18 protein-coding genes are annotated in these 19,520 nt (G+C 71.7%); 7 read left to right on the forward strand and 11 right to left on the reverse strand.

Annotation, left to right across the window (positions count from 1 at the left end; all coding sequences use genetic code 11):
- Window positions 1-52: 52 nt before the first annotated feature.
- Window positions 53-1,111 carry a matrixin family metalloprotease gene (locus ACE3SG_RS07700; RefSeq protein ID WP_374563798.1) on the reverse strand — a complete coding sequence of 353 codons (1,059 nt, stop codon included), beginning with the start codon at window positions 1,109-1,111 and terminating at the stop codon, window positions 53-55.
- A 47-nt stretch (window positions 1,112-1,158) separates the two neighbouring features.
- Complete coding sequence (locus ACE3SG_RS07705) at window positions 1,159-2,019, reverse strand: hypothetical protein (protein ID WP_374563800.1); 861 nt, start codon at window positions 2,017-2,019, stop codon at window positions 1,159-1,161.
- 197 nt (window positions 2,020-2,216) lie between these two features.
- On the opposite strand from ACE3SG_RS07705, the gene speD reads away from it, so the two are divergent.
- The 4 genes from speD to ACE3SG_RS07725 all read left to right on the forward strand — a co-directional run bounded on the left by speD (window position 2,217) and on the right by ACE3SG_RS07725 (window position 5,826).
- Entirely contained in the window at window positions 2,217-2,621 is a 405-nt protein-coding gene (speD, locus tag ACE3SG_RS07710; RefSeq protein WP_374563802.1) for an adenosylmethionine decarboxylase, read from the forward strand.
- Between the two features lie 122 nt (window positions 2,622-2,743).
- The gene (locus ACE3SG_RS07715) at window positions 2,744-4,261 is read left to right on the forward strand and encodes a hypothetical protein (protein WP_374563804.1); all 1,518 of its coding nucleotides are present in this window, start codon (window positions 2,744-2,746) and stop codon (window positions 4,259-4,261) included.
- Complete coding sequence (locus tag ACE3SG_RS07720) at window positions 4,258-4,974, forward strand: NDP-sugar synthase (protein WP_374563806.1); 717 nt, start codon at window positions 4,258-4,260, stop codon at window positions 4,972-4,974. The genes ACE3SG_RS07715 and ACE3SG_RS07720 overlap by 4 nt, the downstream gene beginning before the upstream one ends.
- A gap of 99 nt (window positions 4,975-5,073) precedes the next feature.
- Entirely contained in the window at window positions 5,074-5,826 is a 753-nt protein-coding gene (locus ACE3SG_RS07725) for a class I SAM-dependent methyltransferase (protein ID WP_374563808.1), read from the forward strand.
- A 6-nt stretch (window positions 5,827-5,832) separates the two neighbouring features.
- Here ACE3SG_RS07725 and ACE3SG_RS07730 read toward each other — a convergent pair whose 3' ends face one another.
- The 3 genes from ACE3SG_RS07730 to ACE3SG_RS07740 all read right to left on the reverse strand — a co-directional run bounded on the left by ACE3SG_RS07730 (window position 5,833) and on the right by ACE3SG_RS07740 (window position 9,398).
- Complete coding sequence (locus tag ACE3SG_RS07730) at window positions 5,833-6,306, reverse strand: GNAT family N-acetyltransferase (RefSeq protein ID WP_374563810.1); 474 nt, start codon at window positions 6,304-6,306, stop codon at window positions 5,833-5,835.
- The gene (locus tag ACE3SG_RS07735) at window positions 6,303-7,280 is read right to left on the reverse strand and encodes a potassium channel beta subunit family protein (RefSeq protein ID WP_374563929.1); all 978 of its coding nucleotides are present in this window, start codon (window positions 7,278-7,280) and stop codon (window positions 6,303-6,305) included. The genes ACE3SG_RS07730 and ACE3SG_RS07735 overlap by 4 nt, the downstream gene beginning before the upstream one ends.
- Window positions 7,281-7,595: 315 nt before the next feature.
- Entirely contained in the window at window positions 7,596-9,398 is a 1,803-nt protein-coding gene (locus ACE3SG_RS07740; RefSeq protein ID WP_374563812.1) for a glycoside hydrolase family 15 protein, read from the reverse strand.
- Window positions 9,399-9,500: 102 nt separating this feature from the next.
- Between ACE3SG_RS07740 and ACE3SG_RS07745 the strand changes: the two genes are divergently transcribed.
- The 3 genes from ACE3SG_RS07745 to ACE3SG_RS07755 all read left to right on the forward strand — a co-directional run bounded on the left by ACE3SG_RS07745 (window position 9,501) and on the right by ACE3SG_RS07755 (window position 13,032).
- Window positions 9,501-11,756 carry a trehalose-6-phosphate synthase gene (locus ACE3SG_RS07745; protein WP_374563814.1) on the forward strand — a complete coding sequence of 752 codons (2,256 nt, stop codon included), beginning with the start codon at window positions 9,501-9,503 and terminating at the stop codon, window positions 11,754-11,756.
- Window positions 11,734-12,516, forward strand: coding sequence for a trehalose-phosphatase (gene otsB, locus ACE3SG_RS07750; protein ID WP_374563816.1), 783 nt, complete (start codon window positions 11,734-11,736; stop codon window positions 12,514-12,516). Before ACE3SG_RS07745 ends, otsB begins: the two co-directional genes overlap by 23 nt.
- A 123-nt stretch (window positions 12,517-12,639) precedes the next feature.
- A complete protein-coding gene (locus tag ACE3SG_RS07755) occupies window positions 12,640-13,032 on the forward strand; it encodes a hypothetical protein (protein WP_374563818.1) in 393 nt (130 codons plus the stop codon).
- A 21-nt stretch (window positions 13,033-13,053) separates the two neighbouring features.
- On the opposite strand, the gene ACE3SG_RS07760 is transcribed toward ACE3SG_RS07755, so the two are convergent.
- The 6 genes from ACE3SG_RS07760 to ACE3SG_RS07785 form a co-directional block, all read right to left on the reverse strand.
- Window positions 13,054-13,473 (reverse strand): VOC family protein, encoded by a 420-nt coding sequence (locus ACE3SG_RS07760; protein WP_374563820.1) that lies wholly within the window; start codon window positions 13,471-13,473, stop codon window positions 13,054-13,056.
- Between the two features lie 64 nt (window positions 13,474-13,537).
- On the reverse strand, window positions 13,538-14,299 hold the full coding sequence (locus ACE3SG_RS07765) for a hypothetical protein (protein ID WP_374563822.1): 762 nt from the start codon (window positions 14,297-14,299) through the stop codon (window positions 13,538-13,540).
- A 131-nt stretch (window positions 14,300-14,430) separates the two neighbouring features.
- Complete coding sequence (locus ACE3SG_RS07770) at window positions 14,431-16,026, reverse strand: M48 family metalloprotease (protein ID WP_374563824.1); 1,596 nt, start codon at window positions 16,024-16,026, stop codon at window positions 14,431-14,433.
- A 280-nt stretch (window positions 16,027-16,306) separates the two neighbouring features.
- Complete coding sequence (locus ACE3SG_RS07775) at window positions 16,307-17,674, reverse strand: PQQ-binding-like beta-propeller repeat protein (RefSeq protein WP_374563826.1); 1,368 nt, start codon at window positions 17,672-17,674, stop codon at window positions 16,307-16,309.
- Complete coding sequence (locus ACE3SG_RS07780) at window positions 17,671-18,438, reverse strand: hypothetical protein (RefSeq protein ID WP_374563828.1); 768 nt, start codon at window positions 18,436-18,438, stop codon at window positions 17,671-17,673. The genes ACE3SG_RS07775 and ACE3SG_RS07780 overlap by 4 nt, the downstream gene beginning before the upstream one ends.
- A 191-nt stretch (window positions 18,439-18,629) precedes the next feature.
- Window positions 18,630-19,514: an N-acetyltransferase family protein gene (locus tag ACE3SG_RS07785; protein ID WP_374563830.1), complete on the reverse strand. Its 885-nt coding sequence runs from the start codon at window positions 19,512-19,514 to the stop codon at window positions 18,630-18,632.
- Window positions 19,515-19,520: the final 6 nt, after the last annotated feature.

Here is a 19,520-nt window from a genome sequence, read left to right on the forward strand (position 1 = left end):
GTCCGGGCTCAGCCCCCTCGAGGGGCAGGCCCCTGGCAGGGGGCCGTGGGGGTCAATAGATCGTTATCGAGCGCGGCATCGGCTGGCCGTTGTTGCCTTCGTTGGCCTCGGCGATGCCCGAGTCCTTGTCGACCAGGAAGCCCAGGTAGTAGGTGCCCGGGGCGACGTCGGCCGGGATCGTCAGCGTGCGGGTGTAGGTGCCGAGCGCGCCGGCCGAGGCCCAGGCCCCGGTGTTGCTGCCCAGCAGCCGGTCGCCGGTGCTGATGATGTTGTTGGTCGAGAGGTAGAAGCCGATGTTGAAGGTGGCGGTGGCCGTGCCCAGGTTGGCGAAGGTGTAGCCGATGTTGACCGACGAGCCGCGCGCGGCCGAGGTCGGCGAGCTGACCAGGCCAGTGGTGCCGGTGCCGGTGCGCTTGAACGGCGAGCTGGCGACGTCGGCCTCGGTCGTGCCGTCGGGGTACAGCGCGCGCACGCCGGAGCGGTCGTCGGGCAGCGGGTCGACCTCTTTGTTGTTGCCCAGCGGGCCGCCGTTGGCGTAGTACGAGTTCATCGTCGCCTGCACGCCGTCCGAGTGGCCCAGGCCCAGCGCGTGGCCGAGTTCGTGCAACGCCACCAGCTCGAAGTTGTAGGGCGAGCCCAGGCTGGCGTAGTTCAGCTTGCCGGTGTTCCAGCCGAGGTTGCTGTTGAAGGCGATGTCGGCTTCGTCGCGGCCGTATTGGTAACCGAACAGCCAGTAGCAGTGGTAGCGGCTGAAGGTCACCGCCAGCGCCGAGCCGACCTCGGTGCCGTGCATGTAGATCTCGTTGGTGCCATTGTCCTTCGAGTGGCTGCCATCGGTGTCGCGGCCGACGTAGAAGTTGAAGCCGGCGCCTTTGACATTGTTCCAGTGCCACATCGCGTTCTGCAGGTCGCTGTCCCAGGTCGACCCGGCGGGGAACGACGTGGTGCTGATGTACATGTTGGTCCAGTTGTTGTTCCACTTGATCTTGTTGCCTTCGCATTCGAGCCAGGTGGCGGCGTTGGCGGCCGAGGCCGTCATCGCCAGCAGGCCGAGCGCGGCGGCGGCTTTGCGCAGGCCGCGGCGGGCCGAGGTCTTGTCGATCGTGTTCATGGGGTCCTCTTGAATCGGTCGGTGTTCGGGGGATGGCGACGCGCGCTTCAGCGCGGGTCGGCCAGGGACGGCACGGCGCGCTGCGCGGGCAGGCTGACGCCGGCGCCTTCGGGCATCGCGACCGGCTGGGCGGCCGGGCGGCTGTGGACGGCGGTGGCGTCGGCGCCGTCCATCGCGTCGGCCTGCTGGTCTTGCAGCGTCACGCTGCGCAGTGCCTTGCCGGAGTGGCCGGCGGCGCGCTGGCGCATCTCGGCGACGAAGCGATCGGCCGACATCGCACGGGCCGGCATCGCCTGCACATCGACCAGCGTGCTGGCCGAGCCGTCGTCGGTCTGGCCGGCGTGGGCTTCGGGCCGGGGCTGGCGGGCCAGCGTCATCTCGGGCGCACCGAGCAGCACCACGTCCATCTGCTCGCCGTCGCGATGCTGCAGGTGGCCGTCGGCCATGCCGACCACGTCGTGGCCTTCGGCGTCCTGCACCTTGGTCTTGCCGGTGGTGGCATCGGGCACCAGGCGGAACAGGCCCTGGCCCCAGCCGACCAGCGGCACCAGGTCTTGCCCATTGCCCTGCACGAACAGCAGCACCCGCTCGTTCGGCGCGAAGTTCGGTGCGCCGTCCACATGCAGGCCGCGGCCGTCGACCAGGCCGCCGCGCAGGCGCAGTGTCAGCGTCGGCGCGTTGAGCTGGCCGCTCAGCACATCGAGGTGGTCGAGCGTGACGTAGGTGTGCACGTCGTGCGGCCTGCTCGCCGCGGCCTGGACCGAGCGCACCGTGCCGATCACGATGCCATCGGCTTCGTGCACCAGCGCGTCGACGTTCTTGTAGGGCAGCACGGTCGCGTGCCCGGGGGATGCGATGGCCGCCAGCAGCGCGGCGGTGGTCATCGAGAGGGTCAGTTTCAGTCGCATGATGTCTCCCTGAAGGTTGAGGCGCCACGCCTCGTGGCGGCAGCGCTGTGGTGCGAATCACCACGGGGCCCAGCGTAGGCAGGTGGGCCTGGCCGCGCCCTCCCGCTCCCGCGGGGGTTCGGGGCCCCGATCGCGGGAGACCGGCTAGGGGTGGATCCCCCCTGGCCGTCGAGGGGCGGCCGATAATCCACGCCACGATGCAAGGCCTGCACCTCACCGCCGACCTGCGTGGCTGCGCCGCCGAGACGCCTGCGATGACCGACCCGCAGGCCCTGCGCAGCGCCTGCCTCGCCGCGGTGCAGGCGGTGGGCTTGCAGGCCGTGGGCGAGCTGTTCCACCGCTTCACGCCGCGGCCGGGCACCACGCATGCGCCGGGTGTGACCGGCGTGGTGCTGCTGGCCGAGTCGCACCTGGCGGTGCACACCTGGCCCGAGCTGGGCGCGGTGACGCTCGACGTCTACGTCTGCAACCTCGGCGCCGACCATTCGGCGCAGGCCGAGGCGGTGATGGCGCGGCTGGCCGCGCTGTTCGCGCCGGCGCACACCGAGCGGCACCGGCTGCTGCGCGGCGAGCTGCCGCTGCCGGCCCCCACCGGGCCTTGACGCGCGCCCGACCACGGCGCCACAGGCCGTTACCGTATTGCTGTGTATTGCTGCAAATGGCCGACCCCCTCTGCTAAGGTGCCGGCCGCATTCGTGTGTTTGAACCTTGCAGGAGCCTGTGGATGAGCGGTCAACGCGGCGGAGGTCTGTCGATCATTTCATCGCGCCCGGTGCGCTGGCGCCGCGGTGCCGCGCGGTTGGCCGCGGCCTGCGTGCTGGCAGCCGGCGGCGCGGCCTCGGCGGCCGAGGTCACGGTGGACTTCGACTTCAGCCAGGCCCACGACTTCATCGGCTTCGGCACCCAGGTCTGGCTCAAGGGCGACCGCGGTGGTGCCGATGCGGCCGGCCCGAAGCTCGGGCCCAAGGCGCGCGCGAAGCTGGCCGCCACCAACGCCGCCGCCGATTCGGACGACGCCGGCAGCGCGCTGCTGAAAGAGCTGAACGCACGCTTCGTGCGTGTCTCGCTGATCCCCAAGCTGACCTTCGACCAGCTGCGCCCCGGCATGAGCGTGGACCAGTTGCTCGAGGTGCTTCAGCGCAACGACAACCCGGCCCAGCGCGACCGCCTGGCGGCGTTCAACCGCCGCATGAAAGAGCTGAACATCCAGCCAGTGCTGATCTTCTGGCGCATGCCTGAGCCCTGGGCCGACAAGCGCATGCAGAAGGCCGGCTCGAAGCAGCAGGCGCATTTTGCGAAGACCGAACACCTGGGCGACTACGCCAACCTGCTGACCGCGCAGATGGTCTGGCTGCAGCGCCAGGGCGTGCAGGCGGTGGCGGTCGAGCTGACCAACGAGCCGCAGGGCGCCTGGGACACCAAGTTCGAGCGTGAGCAGTACGCCGCGCTGGTGCAGAAGACCCGCGCCGCGATGGACGTGCGGGGCCTGCAAAGCTGGGCCATCGCCGGCCCCGGCACCGGCATCCGCGACTTCGACCACTTCATCGGTGGCCTGGTCAGCGCCAACACGGCCAGGTCGCTGGGCTACATCAGCGCGCACTCGTATGTCACGCCGCAGGTGCTGGCCGACGCGGCGAGCCCGGGCATGGCGAGCTTTCTCGGGCGCGGCAAGTTCGGCCCGATCCTGGTCACCGAATTCGGCGTCAAGAAACACAACGACGACAACGCACAGGCCGCCGGCGACCTCGACGTGAACTCGCCGGCCTATGCCGTGCAGGCCGCGGCCAGCGCCACGCTGCTGCTGGGCCAGGGCGCGAGTGGCCTGATCTACTGGCAGCTGCAGGATTTCGGGTTCACCAAGAAGCAGCACGGCATGCTGTCCGAAGACGGCCAGCGCCGGCCGGTGGCCTATGCGATGAAGGCCTTGTTCGGCGGCGTGCCGGTGGGTGCCAAGGCGGTGGGCGCGCGCAAGCCGAGTGCCGAGCTGCCGGCCGCCGCGCTGCAGGCCGGCGGCAAGACCTACGTGATGCTGGTCAACCCCGGCAGCCAGGCCCAGGCCGTCACCGCTCGCCTGTCGGGCAGCAAGGACTGCGGCGCGGTGGCCCGCATCGACGCCTACAACGCCGGCGGCGCCGACGCCAAGGCCGCGGTGCGCAACGCCAGCGCCCAGGGCGGTGCGCAGGGCTGCACGCTGAAGGCCGAGCTGCAGCCGGGCACGGTGGCGACGGTGGTGCTGCAGTGACCCTTGCCGCGGCCCCCCGTGCCATCGTGCTGGCCGCCGGCCGCGGCGAGCGGATGCGGCCGTTGACCGACAGCTGCCCCAAGCCGCTGCTGGTGGTGCAGGGGCGGCCGCTGATCGAATGGCACCTGGTCGCACTGGCCGCGGCCGGCGTGCGCGAGGTGGTCGTCAACACCGATTGGCTCGAAGAGCAGTTCCCGGCCGTGCTGGGCGACGGCAGCCGCTTCGGCCTGAGCATCCACTACTCGATGGAAGGGCGCGACCACGGCGGCGCGCTGGAGACCGCCGGCGGCATCGCCAAGGCCCTGCCCTGGCTCGCGCCGCAGCACGACACGGCGCCGTTCTGGGTCGTCTCGGGCGACGTGTTCCTGCCGGGCTTCGACTTTCCTGCTGCCGCGGTCGACGAGATGGCCAGCCACCCCGAGCGCCTGGCCGAGCTGTGGATGGTGCCCAATGCGCCGCACCACCCGCGCGGCGACTACGGCATCGGCCCCGACGGCCTCGCGCTGGCGCAGGCGCCGCAGCGCTACACCTGGGCCAGCGTGGGCCTGTTCCGTGCCGCGATGTTCAGCGACATCGCCCCCGGCACCCGCATGCCGCTGCGCCCGCGGCTGGACGCGGCGATCGGCGCGCGCCGGCTGGGCGCGCGGCTGTGGCACGGCGCGTGGACCGACGTCGGCACGCCCGAGCGCCTGGCGGCCTTGAACCCGGGCTGAGTGCCTGCCGGCGCTGAATCGGCGCAGAATGCGACCCGCGGTGCCTGGGCGCCGCCGGCCCGCATCCATCGTCACCCCATGAAGAAGAACCGAGGTCCCATGATCGCGAGCTTCTACGACGAACTGGCCCCCTTCTACCACCTGCTCTACGGCGACTGGGAGGCCGCCTCGGCCCAGCAAGGCCGCGCGCTGGCCGGCCTGCTCGCCCGCCACGGCGTCGGCCCCGGCGCGCATGTGCTGGACGCGGCCTGCGGCATCGGCACCCAGACGCTGGGCCTGCTGCCCTACGGCTACCACCTCAGCGCGTCCGACATCTCGGCGGGCGCAGTGGGGCGCCTGAACGAAGAGCTGGCCTACCGTGGCCTGAAGGCCCAGGTCCGCATCGACGACCTGCGCACGCTGGCCGAGGCCGGCGACGCCAGCGCCGACGCGGTGATCGCCTGCGACAACAGCGTGCCGCACCTGCTGACCGAGGACGAGCTGCTGCAGGCCTTTCGCAGCGCGCACCGCTGCCTGAAGCCGGGCGGCATGCTGCTGCTGTCGGTGCGCGACTACGCCGCGATCGAACGCCAGAACCCCGATGTGCGGCCATACGGCCTGCGCTACGAGAACGGTGACCGTTTCCTCGCGACCCAGGTCTGGGAATGGGACAGCGACACGCACTACGACCTGCGCGTCTACCTGACCCACGAATCACCGGCCGGCGACTGCCGCACCCAGGTGCTCAAAAGCCGCTACCACGCGGTCACGATCGACCAGCTGCTGACGCTGCTGCACGTGGCCGGCTTCGGCGACCTGCGCCGCCACGACGACGTGCTGTTCCAGCCGGTGCTGACCGCGCGCAAGCGCTGACGGCGCTCAGCCGCGGCCGGCCGCCGCGGCGTGCAGGTGCGCGTCGGGCACCACGATCTCCATCAGCCGCTCCGGGTGCGCGATCGGCGTGAACTGGAACGCCGCGTACAGCCCGTGCGCATCGCGCGTGGCCAGCATGAAGCGGCGCAGGTGCTGCAGGTCCGGGTGGGCCTGGACCGTCTGCATCAGCCACTTCGACAAGCCCTGCCCGCGGTGCGCTTCGAGCACGTAGACATCGCACAGGTAGGCGAAGGTGGTGCAGTCGGTGACCACCCGGGCATAACCGACCTGTTCAGCGGCATCGTAAAGGCCGAAGCACAACGAATGCGCCGCCGCCCGCTCGACCAGCGCCCGCGAGATGCCGGGTGACCAGTAGCTGCGCGTCAGGTAGGCGTGGATGGCCTCGACATCCAGCCGCGCGGGGTCGGTCGAGATCTCGTAGCCACCCTGGCCCACCACCAGGGCCGGTGCGGCGCTCATTCGGCCAGCGGCGAGGTGATCGCCTCGATGCGCTCGATCACATCGGGGGTGAGCTTGTCGGCCACCGCGAGGGCGCCAAGGTTGCTGCGCAGCTGCTCGACCTTTGACGCGCCGGTGATCACGCTGGACACGCGCGGGTTCTTGCTGACCCAGGCGATCGCCAGCTGCGCGGTGGTGGCGCCGAGCTCGCGTGCGATCGGCGCCAGCTCGGCGACGGCGGCGTTCTTGGCGGCGTCGGTCAGGCCGTCGCGCAGGAAGCCCATGCTTTCCATCGCGCCGCGCGAGCCGGCCGGGATGCCGCTGCCGTACTTGCCGCTCAGCAGCCCCGAGGCGAGCGGGCTCCAGGTCGTCAGGCCCAAGCCCAGGTCTTCGTACAGGCGGGCGTATTCCTGCTCGACGCGCTCGCGGTGGAACAGGTGGTACTGCGGCTGCTCGACCACCGGCTTGTGCAGGTGGTGGCGCTCGGCGATCTCCCAGGCGGCGCGGATGTCGGCCGCGCTCCATTCGCTGGTGCCCCAGTACAGCGCCTTGCCCTGCGTGATCATGTCGCTCATCGCCCAGACGGTCTCTTCGACCGGCGTCTGCGGGTCGGGCCGGTGGCAGTAGACGAGGTCGATGTGTTCGAGGCCGAAGCGCTTCAACGAGCCGTCGATGGCCTGCATCAGGTACTTGCGGTTCAGCGTGTTGCGGCGGTTGACGGTCACCGCGTCGGGCAGGCCCCAGTAGAACTTGGTCGAGACGACGTAGTTCAGCCGCGGCCAGCCCAGGCGCTTGATCGCCTGGCCCATCAGTTCTTCACTGCGCCCGCCCGCGTAGGCCTCGGCGTTGTCGAAGAAGTTGATGCCGGCATCGAAAGCCGCGGCCATCATCTCGACCGCCGCGTCGACATTGACCTGGTTGTGGTAGGTGACCCAGGAGCCGAGCGACAGCTCGCTCACCTGAAGGCCGGCGCGGCCGAGGCGGCGGTAGCGCATGGGGGCAGCGGCGGGGGTGGGCATGGGGCGCTCCTTGTTCGACTCTGTCGTGAAGCGACAAGGTTAGCGTGACTGTGTGGCAGGACTGTGCGGTGTGGCCATTCGGCACGGCAGAGGCGCATTTGGAGAGCGAGCGAAGCGTCGCTCTTCTTCAAGTGGCGTGCGCGGATCCGGCTTGGCCGGGCCGCTGCGCGGTCTTGCAGACCGCGGCGGGCCAGTGGCCCGCCCCTTCGCCAGGCATGAAAGGTCCACTGGACCTTTCATGTCCGGGCTCAGCCCCTTCGGGGGGCAGCCCCCGGAAGGGGGCGTGGGGGCTCAAACTGCATCAGCCCAGGGGGCGGACAGCTGCATTGCGCCGTTGATGATGCCGACCATCGAATAGGTCTGCGGGAAGTTGCCCCACAGCTCGCCGGTGTTCGGGTCGAGGTCTTCGGACAGCAGGCCGACGTGGTTGCGCCGGGCCAGCAGTGCTTCGAAGGCCTCGCGCGCCTCGTCGCGCCGGCCGGTGCGGGCCAGTGCGTCCACGCGCCAGAAGGCGCAGACGTTGAACGCGGTCTCGGGCCGGCCGAAATCGTCGGGCGCTTCGTAGCGGCGCATGAAGGGGCCGTCGCACAGCGTGCGCTCCATCGCGTCGACGGTCTTCATGAAGCGCGGGTCGGACGCCGGCAAGAAGCCGACCTCGGCCATCAGCAGCACGCTGGCATCGAGCTCGCGGCCACCGAAGCTCTCGACAAAGGCCTGGCGCTCGTCGCTCCAGGCTTCGGTCAGGATGCGGTGGCGGATCAGGTCGGCCCGCTCGCGCCAGAAGGTCACCCGTGACGGCTGCTTCAGCACCTGGGCGATCTTGGCCAGCCGGTCGCAGGCGGCCCAGCACATCAGCGACGACGAGGTGTGGATGCGCGCGCGGGTGCGCAGCTCCCACATGCCGGCGTCGGGCTGGTCGTAGAGCGCGAACGCACGCTCGCCGACCTGCTCGAGCTGCGCGAAGTCGCTCGCATCGGCGCGGCGGAACAGCCGGTGGTCGTGGAAAGCCTGCGACGAACCGAGCACGATGTTGCCGTAGACGTCGTGCTGGAAATGCTCGAAGGCCTGGTTGCCCACGCGCACGGGCCCCATGCCGCGGTAGCCGGGCAGCTGCTTCTCGATCCGCTCGGTCAGCTGGCGTTCGAGGTCGATGCCGTACAGCGGCTGCACGTGGCCGTCGGCGCCGCGCACCACGTCGTGCATCCAGCGCAGGTAGTCTTCCATCGTGCCGACTTCCGACAGGCTGTTCAGCGCGCGCACGACGAAGAACGCGTCGCGCAGCCAGCAGAAGCGGTAGTCCCAGTTGCGGCCGCTGTTCGGCGCCTCGGGCAGGCTGGTGGTCATCGCGGCGACGATCGCGCCGGTCTCTTCGAACTGGCACAGCTTGAGCGTGATCGCGGCGCGGATCACCGCGTCCTGCCATTCGAGCGGCACCGCGAGCCGGCGCGTCCACTGCTGCCAGTGCAGCATGGTCTGCTCTTCGAAGTCGCGTGCGGTCTGCTCGATGCTGCCTTCGAAGGTCTCGTCGGGCCCGAGGATCAGGCTGACCGGCGAGTGCAGCGAGAAGAAGCGCTCGGCGGCGACATAGGTTGGCGGCGCGCTGGTGTTCAGCCGCAAGGTCTGGGCGGGCAGCACATAACGCAGATGATTGCTGCCACGTGTCAGCACCGGCGCCACCGCGCCCCATTCGCCGCGCGGCCGCACGATGAAGCGCACGCGCGGGTGGCCGTGCAAGGGTTGCACGCGGCGCACCAGCTGCGTCGGGCGGAACATGCGACCGTGGTGCCAGAAGCGCGGGCAGAAGTCGGTGATCTCGATCGCCTGGCCCTTGTCGTCGTACAGCCGGGTGCGCACGATCGCGGTGCCCGGCACATAGGCCTGCTCGCTGCGCACCATGTTCTCGAGCTCGATCGCCATCCGGCCGTCGGCGCGCTCGCCGGTGGGGGCGCCGAGCAGCGCGTGGAACACCGGGTCGCCGTCGAAGCGCGGCATGCAGCACCAGACGATGTCGCCCTCGCGCTCGATCAGCGCGCTGATGGCGCAGTTGCCCGTCAGGGCCAGGTCGAGCGTGCTTGTTCTTGATTCGATATGCATTGACACAAACCCAAACGCTTAAAAGGTGCGGATCGACCTACCCTGACCGACCCCGCCGAAGGCACCAGGCACGCCGATTGCCCCTGGTTGCCAATGTTCACCATGAAAACCCTTCGTCTCCAACTTCGCTTTCTGGTTCCGCTGTTGCTGACCCTCACAGTGGCAGCGCTGGTGGCGCTGCCATTGATGGACAGGCTGACGCTACGCTGGTTTGCGCGTGATCTCAACACCCGCGATGCGTTGGTGGCGAACACGCTGTCCGATGCGATCAACGAAGCCCAGGCTGACGGCAAATCCTGGCGCATCCAGTCCCTGTTTGACCGTGCCGTGCAAGACGAACGTTTGGTTGCGATTGCCTTGTGCGGCCCCGGCGGCGAGATGCTGCGCCGGACCGAGGGCTACCCCAGGACCCTCGGCTGCACCCGGGCGAACGAGCTGGCCGAGCAGGCCGTGCCACGGCTGCCGCTCGAATCCGGGTCGGTGCACGTGGGCGTGCAGCCGCTGAAGGCCGACGACGCTGACGGCAGCAGCCTGGTGCTGCTGCACGACATGAGCTTCATCGACAAGCGCAGTGCCGACACGCGGCGCTACCTGGTCGGCTTCATCGTGCTGCTCGGCCTGGCGATCGCGCTGATCACGGTGATCGTTGCGCAGATCAGCTGGCGCGGCTGGGTCTCGGGCATGCAGGGCATCTTGCGCGGCGAGGGGCTGCTGGTGCCGCTGTTGCCGCCGCCCGAGTTGCAGCCTTTTGCCAGCGAGGTGCGCGCGCGCCTGCGCGACCTCGAAGACGAATACCGCCGCGGCCTCGACCTCGTCACGGTGTGGAACCCCGAGCGGTTGCGCTCGCTGCTGCAGACGCAGCTGCGTGGTGACCAGGTCATCGTCGTGTCCAACCGCGAGCCCTACCTGCACGAGCGGCTCGACGACGGCCAGGTGATCGTGCGCCGCCCGGCCAGCGGCCTGGTGACCGCGGTCGAGCCGGTGATGCGCGCCTGCTCGGGCACCTGGATCGCGCACGGCAGCGGCAGCGCCGACCGCGACTTCGTCGACCGGCACGACCGCATCGCCGTGCCGCCGGGCACCAACGAGTATTCACTGCGCCGCGTCTGGCTGACCAAGGAAGAAGAAGAGGGTTACTACAACGGCTTCGCCAACGAAGGGCTGTGGCCGCTGTGCCACGTGGCCCATGTGCGGCCGGTGTTCCGCGAGGCCGACTGGCAGATGTACAAGCATGTGAACGAGCGCTTTGCCGACGCGGTGGCGGCCGAGGCGCGCGGCGACGACCCGGTGGTGCTGGTGCAGGACTACCACTTCGCGTTGCTGCCGGCGATGATCCGCGAGCGCCTGCCGCGCGCGACGATCCTGACCTTCTGGCACATCCCCTGGCCCAACCCCGAGTCGTTCGGCATCTGCCCGTGGCGGCGCGAGATCCTGCAGGGCATGCTGGGCAGCACGATCCTCGGCTTCCACACGCGCTTTCACTGCAAGAACTTCATCGAGACGGTCGACCGCAGCCTCGAAGCGCGCATCGAGCACGAGCACTCGACGATCTCGTTCCACGACAAGGAGACGCTGGTCGAGAGCTACCCGATCTCGATCGACTGGCCCGAGGGCGACCGCGGCTGGGCGCCGGTCGACGAATGCCGCCGGCGTGTGTTCGAGCGCCTGGGCCTGGGCCCCTTCACCTGCCTGGCGGTGGGGGTCGACCGCTTCGACTACACCAAGGGCATCCTCGAGCGGCTGCATGCGGTCGAGCGCCTGCTCGAGAAGCGGCCCGAGTGGGTCGGCAAGTTCGTCTTCGTGCAGGTTGCCGCGCCCACGCGCAGCGCGCTGGAGGAATACCGTGCCTTCCAGCAGCGCATCCACAGCGTGGCCGACCGCATCAACACGCGCTACGGCCAGCCCGGCTACCAGCCGGTGCGGCTGCTGGCCGAGCACCACGAGCACGAGGCCGTCAACGAGCTGTTCCGCGCCGCCAACATCTGCGTCGTCACCAGCCTGCACGACGGCATGAACCTGGTCAGCAAGGAGTTCGTCGCCGCGCGTGACGACGAACAAGGCGTGCTGGTGCTGAGCCGCTTCGCCGGTGCCGCGCGGGAACTGTCCGAAGCGCTGATCGTCAACCCGTACCACGTGGAAGAAACGGCCGATGCGCTGCACCTGGCCGCCACGATGCCGGCGGCCGAGCAACGCGAGCGCATGGCCAGCCTGCGCATGACGGTGCGCGAGAACAACGTCTTCCGCTGGGCCGGCCGCATGCTGGCCGATGCGGGCCGCTACCGCCTGCGCGAGCGCATTGCCGCCCGGGTGCAACGTCACAAGAACACCGACCTGGATGAAACGACTCTTCACGCCTGAAGGAGAAGCCGCGCTGCACGACACGATGCAGCGCCGCCCGCTGCTCGCCTTTGATTTCGACGGCACACTGGCCCCGATCGTCGCCCGGCCGGGCGACGCGCGTGTGCCGGCGCCAGTGGCACACCGCCTGCAACGCCTGGCCAACCGCTTGCCGGTGGCGGTGGTGTCCGGGCGCCAGGTGCAGGACGTGCGGCCGCGGCTGCTGTTCACGCCCTGGCGCGTCATCGGCAACCACGGCGCCGAGGACGAAGCCGAGCGCTCGGCGACAGACGCTGCGCTGGACCTGGCGCCAGCCCGCGAGCGGCTGAACCTCAGCGCCCACACCTTGCGCACCGCCGGCGTGGTGGTCGAAGACAAGGGGCTGTCGCTGGCACTGCACTACCGGCTGGCCAGCGACCGCGACGCGGCCCAGCGCGCGATCGCCGAGGTGGTGGGCGCCTTGCCGCCATCGCTGGCGGTGTTCGGCGGCAAGATGGTGGTCAACATCGTCGCCGCACAGGCGCGCGACAAGGCCGACGCGGTGGCCTCGCTGGTGGCCGCTAGCGGCGCCGACGCGGCGGTGTTCGTCGGCGACGATGTCAACGACGAGCCGGTCTTTGCGCGGCCCGAGCCGGGCTGGTTCACGGTGCGCGTCGGGCAGGACGACCCGGCCTCGCAGGCCCGCTACTTTCTCGACGGCCCGGCCGACCTGCCGCGCCTGCTGGATCGCATGCTCGATTCGCTGCCCGACACCTTTTTGGATCCGCTGGACGGGCCCTGACGCGCGGCACTTACGCGCGGCACCTGTCACAAAACGTATCAAGCGAGGGCTGGGCGCTTTAACGGCGCCCGATTTGGCCGATGGCGGGGTCGCCTGCCGATGACACCCGCTGCCCGCTCCCCCTTGTCCCGTGTCCGCCAGCCCCTGCTGTGGGGGCTGTGCCTGTCCGCGCTGGCGCCGCCGGGCGCCAAGGCGGCCGGTTGCATGAACATGCGCGGCGGCGAGCTGGTGATCAGCGCGTCCGACGACTGCGTGGCGCAGATGCGGCGCGACCCGGCCACCCGGCAACAGGTGGCCCGTCACATCAGCCGCCAGGTCGGCGGCCAGGCCGCCAACGGGCCCGTGGTCGCTGCCGCGGCCCCGGTGGCCACCCCCGCGCCGGCCGACCCGCGCAGCCACGGCCGCGGCCTGGACCACCCGCTGGCGCGGCTGTCGATGCTGAATTCGCAAAGCCGCTACCTGTGGTCGCTGGGCAACCCGGCGCCCGTCTACTACGGCCAGACCCAGGCGCGCTGAGGCCGGCCGACGCCGCGGGCGCTACCAGGCCCCGACGTTGGGCATCGAGGCCCACGGCTCGGCCGGCGCCAGCGCCTCGCCGGCCTGCAGCAGCTCGATCGAGATCTGGTCGGGCGAGCGCACGAAGGCCATCCGGCCATCACGTGGCGGCCGGCTGATCGTCACGCCGTGTTCCATCAGCCGGCGGCAGGCGGCGTAGATGTCGGGCACCGCATAGGCCAGGTGGCCGAAATTGCGGCCACCGGTGTAGACCTCGGGGTCCCAGTTGTAGGTCAGCTCGACCTGCGCCGCGGTGTCACCCGGCGCAGCCAGGAACACGAGCGTGAAGCGCCCGGCCGGCACCTCTTTGCGCGAGACGACTTCCAGCCCGAGCGCATCGCAGTAAAAACGCAGCGACGCATCGAGGTCCGTCACGCGGACCATGGTGTGCAAATACTTCATCCGGTGAGTCTCGCAAACCTGCGGCGGGCCTGCCAACGCCGGGGTCTCTGCCTGGCCCGAGCGATCAGGCCGCGTCGCGGCCGGCCGCGGCGAACGCAGCGCGCAGGCGCTGCAGCACGGCGCGGTTCAGCTCGCGGGTGTGGCGGTTCCAGCGGGCCGTGGCCTGCTGGATCTCGGCGTCGAGCTGGGCCGCGAGGGCGCGTTCGCCGTGGGTCACGGCCCAGATCGCGTACTCGGCGCGGGCTTCGAAGCTGCCGAAGCGTTGCACCGCCGATTCGAACTCGGCGCGGGCCTGGGCCGCCTGGCCGGCGCCGGCGAGCGCTCGGCCCAGCGCCAGGGTGATCGCTTCGGCGCGGAAGGCCGGGTCTTGTGCGCGGATCGCCTGCAGCTGGCTCACCGCCTGGGCGTGGCGACCGCAGGCGAGCCAGGCCTGCGCGGCGCCCCAGCGCATGTCCAGGTCGCTCGCGAACGGGCCTTTCAGGCAGGCCTCGTAATTGGTCGCGGCCTCTTCGGCCTGGCCGGCGTTCAGCAGCGCGGCGGCCAGGCGCATCTGGTGCTGCGCGGTCGGCGTGTAGTCGAAGGCGGCGCGGGCTTCGCGCAGCTCGCGCCCCGGGTCCAGCGCCTTGGCGGCGATGGTCACGGCCTTGCGGGCACCGCGGTCGAGCCGCGAATCGGGCAGGTAGATGGCGAAGAAGTAGACGATGCTGCCGAGCAGCGGGAACGAGAACAGGATGATCAGCCAGTACATCTGCTGGCCGCTGCGAACGACGTGGATCGCGAAGAAGATCGCGACCAGGATGTGAAGACCGAGGCCGACGAACGGCATGTGGAACCCTCCCAGGTGATGGCGCGACTGTGGCGCGCTCGGAGCGCCGTATTGTCGATGCGGCGCGGCCGGGGGCAAGCCCGGTGGCCCCTCTCAAGCCGGGGGTGGCGCGCGGCGCCGGGCGGGTGGTCTCAGGCGCTGCCGGCGGCCAGGGCCTTGAGCCGCAGCGAAGGATGCTCGGCGGCCAGGCGCTGCAGCGCCTCGGGCCAGGGCGCGTCGGCCGACTGGCAGTACAGCTGCCCGACGCCGGCCGGCGTGATCACGCGGGCCAGCAACGGGCTGTAGGCCTGGGCCCATTCGGCTTCGTCCAGCCCGCAGGCGGGGTCGATCTGCAGCAGCAGCGTGACGATGCGGTAGCGGCGGCCACCGGCCGCGTCGACGTCTTGCTGCAGCCACAGCGCCTGCCGCACCGCGTGGTCGGCGGCCAGCGCGTGCTGCAGGGCCCGCACCCGCCAGGCGTCGGCCTGCACCGGCTCGGCGCCGGCCCAGGCGTGGGTGTCGGCCTGCTGGCGGGCCTCGTTGCGGCGTTGCCGCGCATCGGCCAGCGACTGGCGGACTTGCGTGCTCAGCGGCGCCCGGCCAGGCATCGGCTCGAGCAGGCGCAGGCAGGCCGGCGCTTCGAGCCCGGCGCTGTGGCGGGCCGAGGCCTGCAGCCACAGCGTCGCCTCGGCCGCGTCGTGCCCCTGCCAGGCGACACCGCGCCAATACGCCTGCAGCGGCGGCACGGCGTCTGGCGTGCCGCCGTCGTCGGGCGGTGGTGGCAGGGCCTGGCCCAACGCATGGGCGCATTCGAGCCGGTGGTCGGCCACAGCGGCGCCGGGCTGGCGCAGCTCGGCGGCGCAGGCTTCGCGCCAGCTGGCCTCGGCGCGCCAGGCGCGGGCGTTGGCGGCCTGCCAGCGTTGCTGCTCGCTGTGCAGGCGCCGGGCCCAGGCGGGGGGGCTCCACCAGCGGGGGCCGGCGGTGTCCTGGGCGGGCACGGCGGGCAGTGCCGCGGGGGCTGGCCAGCCCAGGGCCTGCAGGCGCGCCGCGGCCGATGGGTGCGAGCGGCGGGCGTCGGTCTGGCGGGCGTGGCGCTCGGCATCGGCCTGCAGCGCGCGGGCCAGCTCGGCCGCGTCGACGGCGGCGCCCAGGCCCGGCGCGGCGCGGCGCCAGGGTGCCTGCGGCAACGGGCCGTCGCCGAAGGTCGGGGTGGGTTTCGACGAGGCCACCGCCAGGCGCAGCAGCGCCTCGCCCAGTGCCTGGGCCGAGGTGACCTCGGCGGCCCACGCGTCGGCTTCGAATTCGGCCCGCGCCGCGGCGTTGGCCGCCGGGCCGTCGAGCAAGGGGCCGAACCAGCGCGCGCCACCGGCGGTGCTGGCGCGCCAGCCGCCATCGGCGGCGCGGCCGCGCCAGACGCGCCGCCCGGCCTGCAGCAACCAGGCCATCCAGTAGCCGAACCAGCCGAAGTGACGCGAGAAGTGCACCATCTCGTGCGCCATCACCGCCTGCATCTGCGCCGCCGACAGGCCGGCCAGCAAGGGCAGGCCGAGCGCCAGCGTGCGGTGGCGCCGCCACGGGCGGCCGGGGTGCTGGTGCTCGATCGCCGCGGCACCCGGCTCGGCGATCAGCACCACGCGCTCCAGCCGCGGCATGCGCAGCCGGCCGGCGAGCGCATCGAGCACCTGCCACAGCGCAGGGGCTTCGTCGCGGCCGATCTCCTGGCCGGTGAGCGGGGTCGGGTGGTCCATCAGGTGGCGGGCGAGGGGCTCGCCGGCCGGCATGCCCGCGCCCGGTGGCCTGGGGCCGGCGTGGACAAGACGGCGCCGAAGTCGCCGAGCGGCATGAGCGGGTTCCCCTCTTTTCTTGTTCGTGGGTGTGCAGGGCACAAAGGTGGTGCCCTGCCCATCCACAGTATCGGCAGAATTGTCGATCGTTGTCGGCGCCGCGTGGCCCCCCAGTTCCCCGCATGGGGATGTCAGGGATATGTCAGCGCCCGACGGGGCGGTATGCACCTGTCGGGTGCAAGCCTCAAGGGGCGGTGGCCAGCGCGTACAAGCGCCCGTCGGTGCCGCCGACGTAGATGACGCCGTCGACCACCAGCGGTGTCGACAGGAACGAGCCGAGGCCGAACTGGCGCGCCGCGCCGATCGCCATCGCGTCGTGCCAGCCGCTCGGGAACAGCATCGGCGCGTTGAGCTGGCGCTCGCTGGTCAGGGCCCAGCCGAGGTTGGCCTGCGAGCCCTCGGTCTGGAAGTCCCACAGCAGCTCGCCGCTGGCCAGGTCACGCGCCTGCAGGCTGCCGTTGAGCACGCCCTGCAGCAACACCTCGCCGGCCAGGCTCGGCGACGCGAACATGTAGGCCGGCGCACGCTGCTGCCACACCGGCTGGCCGGTGGCCGCGTCCAGCGCGTGCACCAGGCTGCTGTCGGAGGTGGCGAAGTAGACCCGGCCGGCGTGGACCGCCGGCGAGGTGATGACCCAGCTGGCGCCGGTGGAGAAGCGCCATTTCTCTTGCCCGCTGCGGGCGTCGAAGGCGTAGAGGTTGGCGTCGCGGCTGCCGGTGTAGACGATGCCGCCGGCCACCGCGGGCGACGATTGGAAACCCTGCTGGTTGGCCATCAAGGGGTCCAGCCCGCCTTGCGCGTGCCACAGCTCGCGGCCGGTCTTCGCATCGAGCGCGTAGAAGCGGCCGTCCCAGCTGCCGACGAAGACGCGGCCGTCGGCGTAGGCGGGTGACGCGTGCACCACGTCGCCGGTCTTGAAGGCCCAGCGCTGCGTGCCGGTGGCGGCGTCCACCGCGTAGACCTGGCCGTCGCCGCTGCCGAAGATCACCAGGCCTTCGGCCAGCACCGGGCTCGACAGGTAGACATCGAACGGGTCGGCAAAGGTCTGGGTGCGCGGCTGCATGCCGTGCAGGCCTTTGGCCTCGAAGCGGCGCTCACCCTGGGTCGCGAATTTCCACTGAACTGCGCCGGTGGCCGCGTCCAGCGCGTGCAGCCGGCCGTCGTAGCTGACCACGTAGACGCGGCCGCCGCCGACCGCCGGGCTCGACGCGACCGGCCCACCGGTGCGGTGCATCCAGCGCTGGCGGCCGGTGGCCGCGTCGACCGCATACAACTGCCCGTCGTCGCTGCCGACATAGACGATGCCGTTGGCATAGCTGGGCGACGAGCTGATGCGGTCGCCGGTCGGGAACGTCCACCGGATGCGCGGCAGCGTGCGCGGCGCGGCGCTGGTCTGCACGCCCGTGTGGGCCGCATCGCCGCGAAAGCTGGCCTGCGCGACGGCCGGGCCGCAGGCCACGGTCAGCCCGGCGGCCAGCAACGCAGCCAGCGTGACCGCGACCACGGTGGTGGCCGACGACGGGCGATGCCGGTGAAGGGGGGGGTGTGTCATGAGCCGCTCCCGCTGCGGGCGTCGGCGGCGTCGCGCTGCAATTTCAGCGGCGCTTCGAACGGGCCTTGGAAGAAGCTGCCGTCGAAGGCGCCGGCGGCGGCGTCCCACCGCCCCTCGAGCCTGATGCCTGCGGCGCTGGCCTCGAGCGTGACGAAACGCTCACCGGCGTTGACGCGGTCGATCACCAGCTGCGAGTGGCGCTTGCCGACGATCAGCAGTTCGCCGGCGTGGGCACTCGGGTGGGTGGTGGCCTGCAGCGTCAGCGTGACCTCGCGTGGGTAGCCGCCTAACTCGTAACGTCCGCGCCAGTTGCCGGCCAGCGCGGCGGGCAGCGTGGTGCGCGCCGGTGGCGGGTCGACCTGCGCGTCGCCGCTGCGGCGCAGCGCCAGCACCGCGGAGTGGCCACCCTGGCGCCATTCGCCTTCGAGCTGGCCGCCCGGCTGCGGGCGCAGCACCAGCTGGGTCGGCAGCTCGCTGGGCGGGCCGCCGAACGCGCCGGCCGCATCGGCCTGCACGCTGCCGTCGGCGCCGACCTGCAGGCTGCCCAGCGGGGCCCCCTTGACGCCTCGGCCTGGCAAGGTCAACGAACCGGCCCACTCGCCCGAGGGGCCGGTGGCCAGGTCCAGCACCATGCGCTGCGGTGCGCCGGGGATGCGCGCTTCGCCTTCCCAGCGCCCTGCCGGGCCGGCCGCGGCCACGGCACCCAGTGACACCGCCAGCAGCGATGCGGCGAGCGGGGGGATGAGCGAAGGCGGCGGCGGCATCGGCGGTCTCCTGCAGGGCCCCGCCCCGGCGACATGGCGAGACGGCATGTCGCGCAGCGTAGGCAGGCCGGCAGGCGCCGTGCGCGCCGTGCGACGAAGCCGGCCCGCCGCGGCGCGAAGCCGGCCGGCGGCGGGCGAATCGGCCCGGCAACGTCAACGTCAACGTCAGCGCTGCCGCACGCCGGGGCCGGTCAAAGCGCGCGGCGCATCAGCCACTGGTGCAGCGCCTGCGGCGCGAAGCCGGCGCGCTGCAACGCGTCGCCGCCCAGGTCGGGCCGCTGCAGTGCCGGCACGCGCAGCGTGTGGCCGGGGTGGCGCGCCGCCAGGGCCTGCGCCAGGGCCAGCGCGCCCGGCTGGGCCGGGTCGAGGTCGACTAGGCTGTGGACGGCCACGGCCTGCTGCGCCGGCTGTTCGGCGAACACCAATTGCGCGTCGCCGTCGCGCCAGGCCTGCAGCGGCGCGCCGGCCGGTGCGGCCGCCGCAGCGACCCGCAACACCTGCGACGTCACCTGCAGCGGCAGGTCGGCGATGCGCGCGTCGGCGGCGTCCAGCCAGGCCCAGGCCTCGTCGAGCGTCACCGCCTGCACCGGCGGCGCTTCGCCCGCGGCGGGTCCCGGCGCCCGCTCATGGCCGCGCAGCGGGTGGATGGTCTCGAAGCCGCGGCCCTGGTACAGCCGCAGCGCCCGCTCGTTGGCCGCGAAGACCTCCAGCTCCAAGGTGCGGACACCGGCCTGGCGAGCGCGCGCAATGAAGTCGTCGAGCAAGGCCGGCGCCGCGCCGCTGCCCCGCGCTGCGGGCAGCGCCCCCATCGTGCCCAGGCGCCAGCGGCCGCGGACGGGCCGGGGCGCCACGAGCGCGAACGCGACCAGCGCGCCGTCGACCACCGCGGCGCGGCTCAGCGCCAGGTCAACGCCCTGGCGGGCCAGGAAGGCCGGCCACTGGGCCAGCGTCAGGTTGAACGGGCCGATCAGGTAGTCGGCAAACGCGGCGGTGAAGGCGGCGTGCCAGTCGGCGGGTGACCGCTCGGTCGCGGCCACGAGCGTGGCCGCCGTGGTGTGCGTGGTGTGGTGGGGCATCGCGGG

Origin of the sequence: Ideonella sp., from assembly GCF_041914305.1 — a bacterium.
Taxonomy (GTDB): domain Bacteria; phylum Pseudomonadota; class Gammaproteobacteria; order Burkholderiales; family Burkholderiaceae_C; genus Ideonella.

What these genes read in the sequence shown, in the direction of transcription:
- ACE3SG_RS07770 (WP_374563824.1), bottom strand. Translation starts at nt 16,026, where the DNA reads ATGGACCACCCGACCCCGCTCACCGGCCAGGAGATCGGCCGCGACGAA.
- ACE3SG_RS07765 (WP_374563822.1), bottom strand. Translation starts at nt 14,299, where the DNA reads ATGCCGTTCGTCGGCCTCGGTCTTCACATCCTGGTCGCGATCTTCTTC.
- ACE3SG_RS07730 (WP_374563810.1), bottom strand. Translation starts at nt 6,306, where the DNA reads ATGAGCGCCGCACCGGCCCTGGTGGTGGGCCAGGGTGGCTACGAGATC.
- ACE3SG_RS07715 (WP_374563804.1), top strand. Translation starts at nt 2,744, where the DNA reads ATGAGCGGTCAACGCGGCGGAGGTCTGTCGATCATTTCATCGCGCCCG.
- ACE3SG_RS07780 (WP_374563828.1), bottom strand. Translation starts at nt 18,438, where the DNA reads ATGCCGCCGCCGCCTTCGCTCATCCCCCCGCTCGCCGCATCGCTGCTG.
- ACE3SG_RS07700 (WP_374563798.1), bottom strand. Translation starts at nt 1,111, where the DNA reads ATGAACACGATCGACAAGACCTCGGCCCGCCGCGGCCTGCGCAAAGCC.
- ACE3SG_RS07740 (WP_374563812.1), bottom strand. Translation starts at nt 9,398, where the DNA reads ATGCATATCGAATCAAGAACAAGCACGCTCGACCTGGCCCTGACGGGC.
- speD (WP_374563802.1), top strand. Translation starts at nt 2,217, where the DNA reads ATGCAAGGCCTGCACCTCACCGCCGACCTGCGTGGCTGCGCCGCCGAG.
- ACE3SG_RS07760 (WP_374563820.1), bottom strand. Translation starts at nt 13,473, where the DNA reads ATGAAGTATTTGCACACCATGGTCCGCGTGACGGACCTCGATGCGTCG.
- ACE3SG_RS07775 (WP_374563826.1), bottom strand. Translation starts at nt 17,674, where the DNA reads ATGACACACCCCCCCCTTCACCGGCATCGCCCGTCGTCGGCCACCACC.
- ACE3SG_RS07785 (WP_374563830.1), bottom strand. Translation starts at nt 19,514, where the DNA reads ATGCCCCACCACACCACGCACACCACGGCGGCCACGCTCGTGGCCGCG.
- ACE3SG_RS07735 (WP_374563929.1), bottom strand. Translation starts at nt 7,280, where the DNA reads ATGCGCTACCGCCGCCTCGGCCGCGCCGGCCTTCAGGTGAGCGAGCTG.
- ACE3SG_RS07725 (WP_374563808.1), top strand. Translation starts at nt 5,074, where the DNA reads ATGATCGCGAGCTTCTACGACGAACTGGCCCCCTTCTACCACCTGCTC.
- otsB (WP_374563816.1), top strand. Translation starts at nt 11,734, where the DNA reads ATGAAACGACTCTTCACGCCTGAAGGAGAAGCCGCGCTGCACGACACG.
- ACE3SG_RS07745 (WP_374563814.1), top strand. Translation starts at nt 9,501, where the DNA reads ATGAAAACCCTTCGTCTCCAACTTCGCTTTCTGGTTCCGCTGTTGCTG.
- ACE3SG_RS07705 (WP_374563800.1), bottom strand. Translation starts at nt 2,019, where the DNA reads ATGCGACTGAAACTGACCCTCTCGATGACCACCGCCGCGCTGCTGGCG.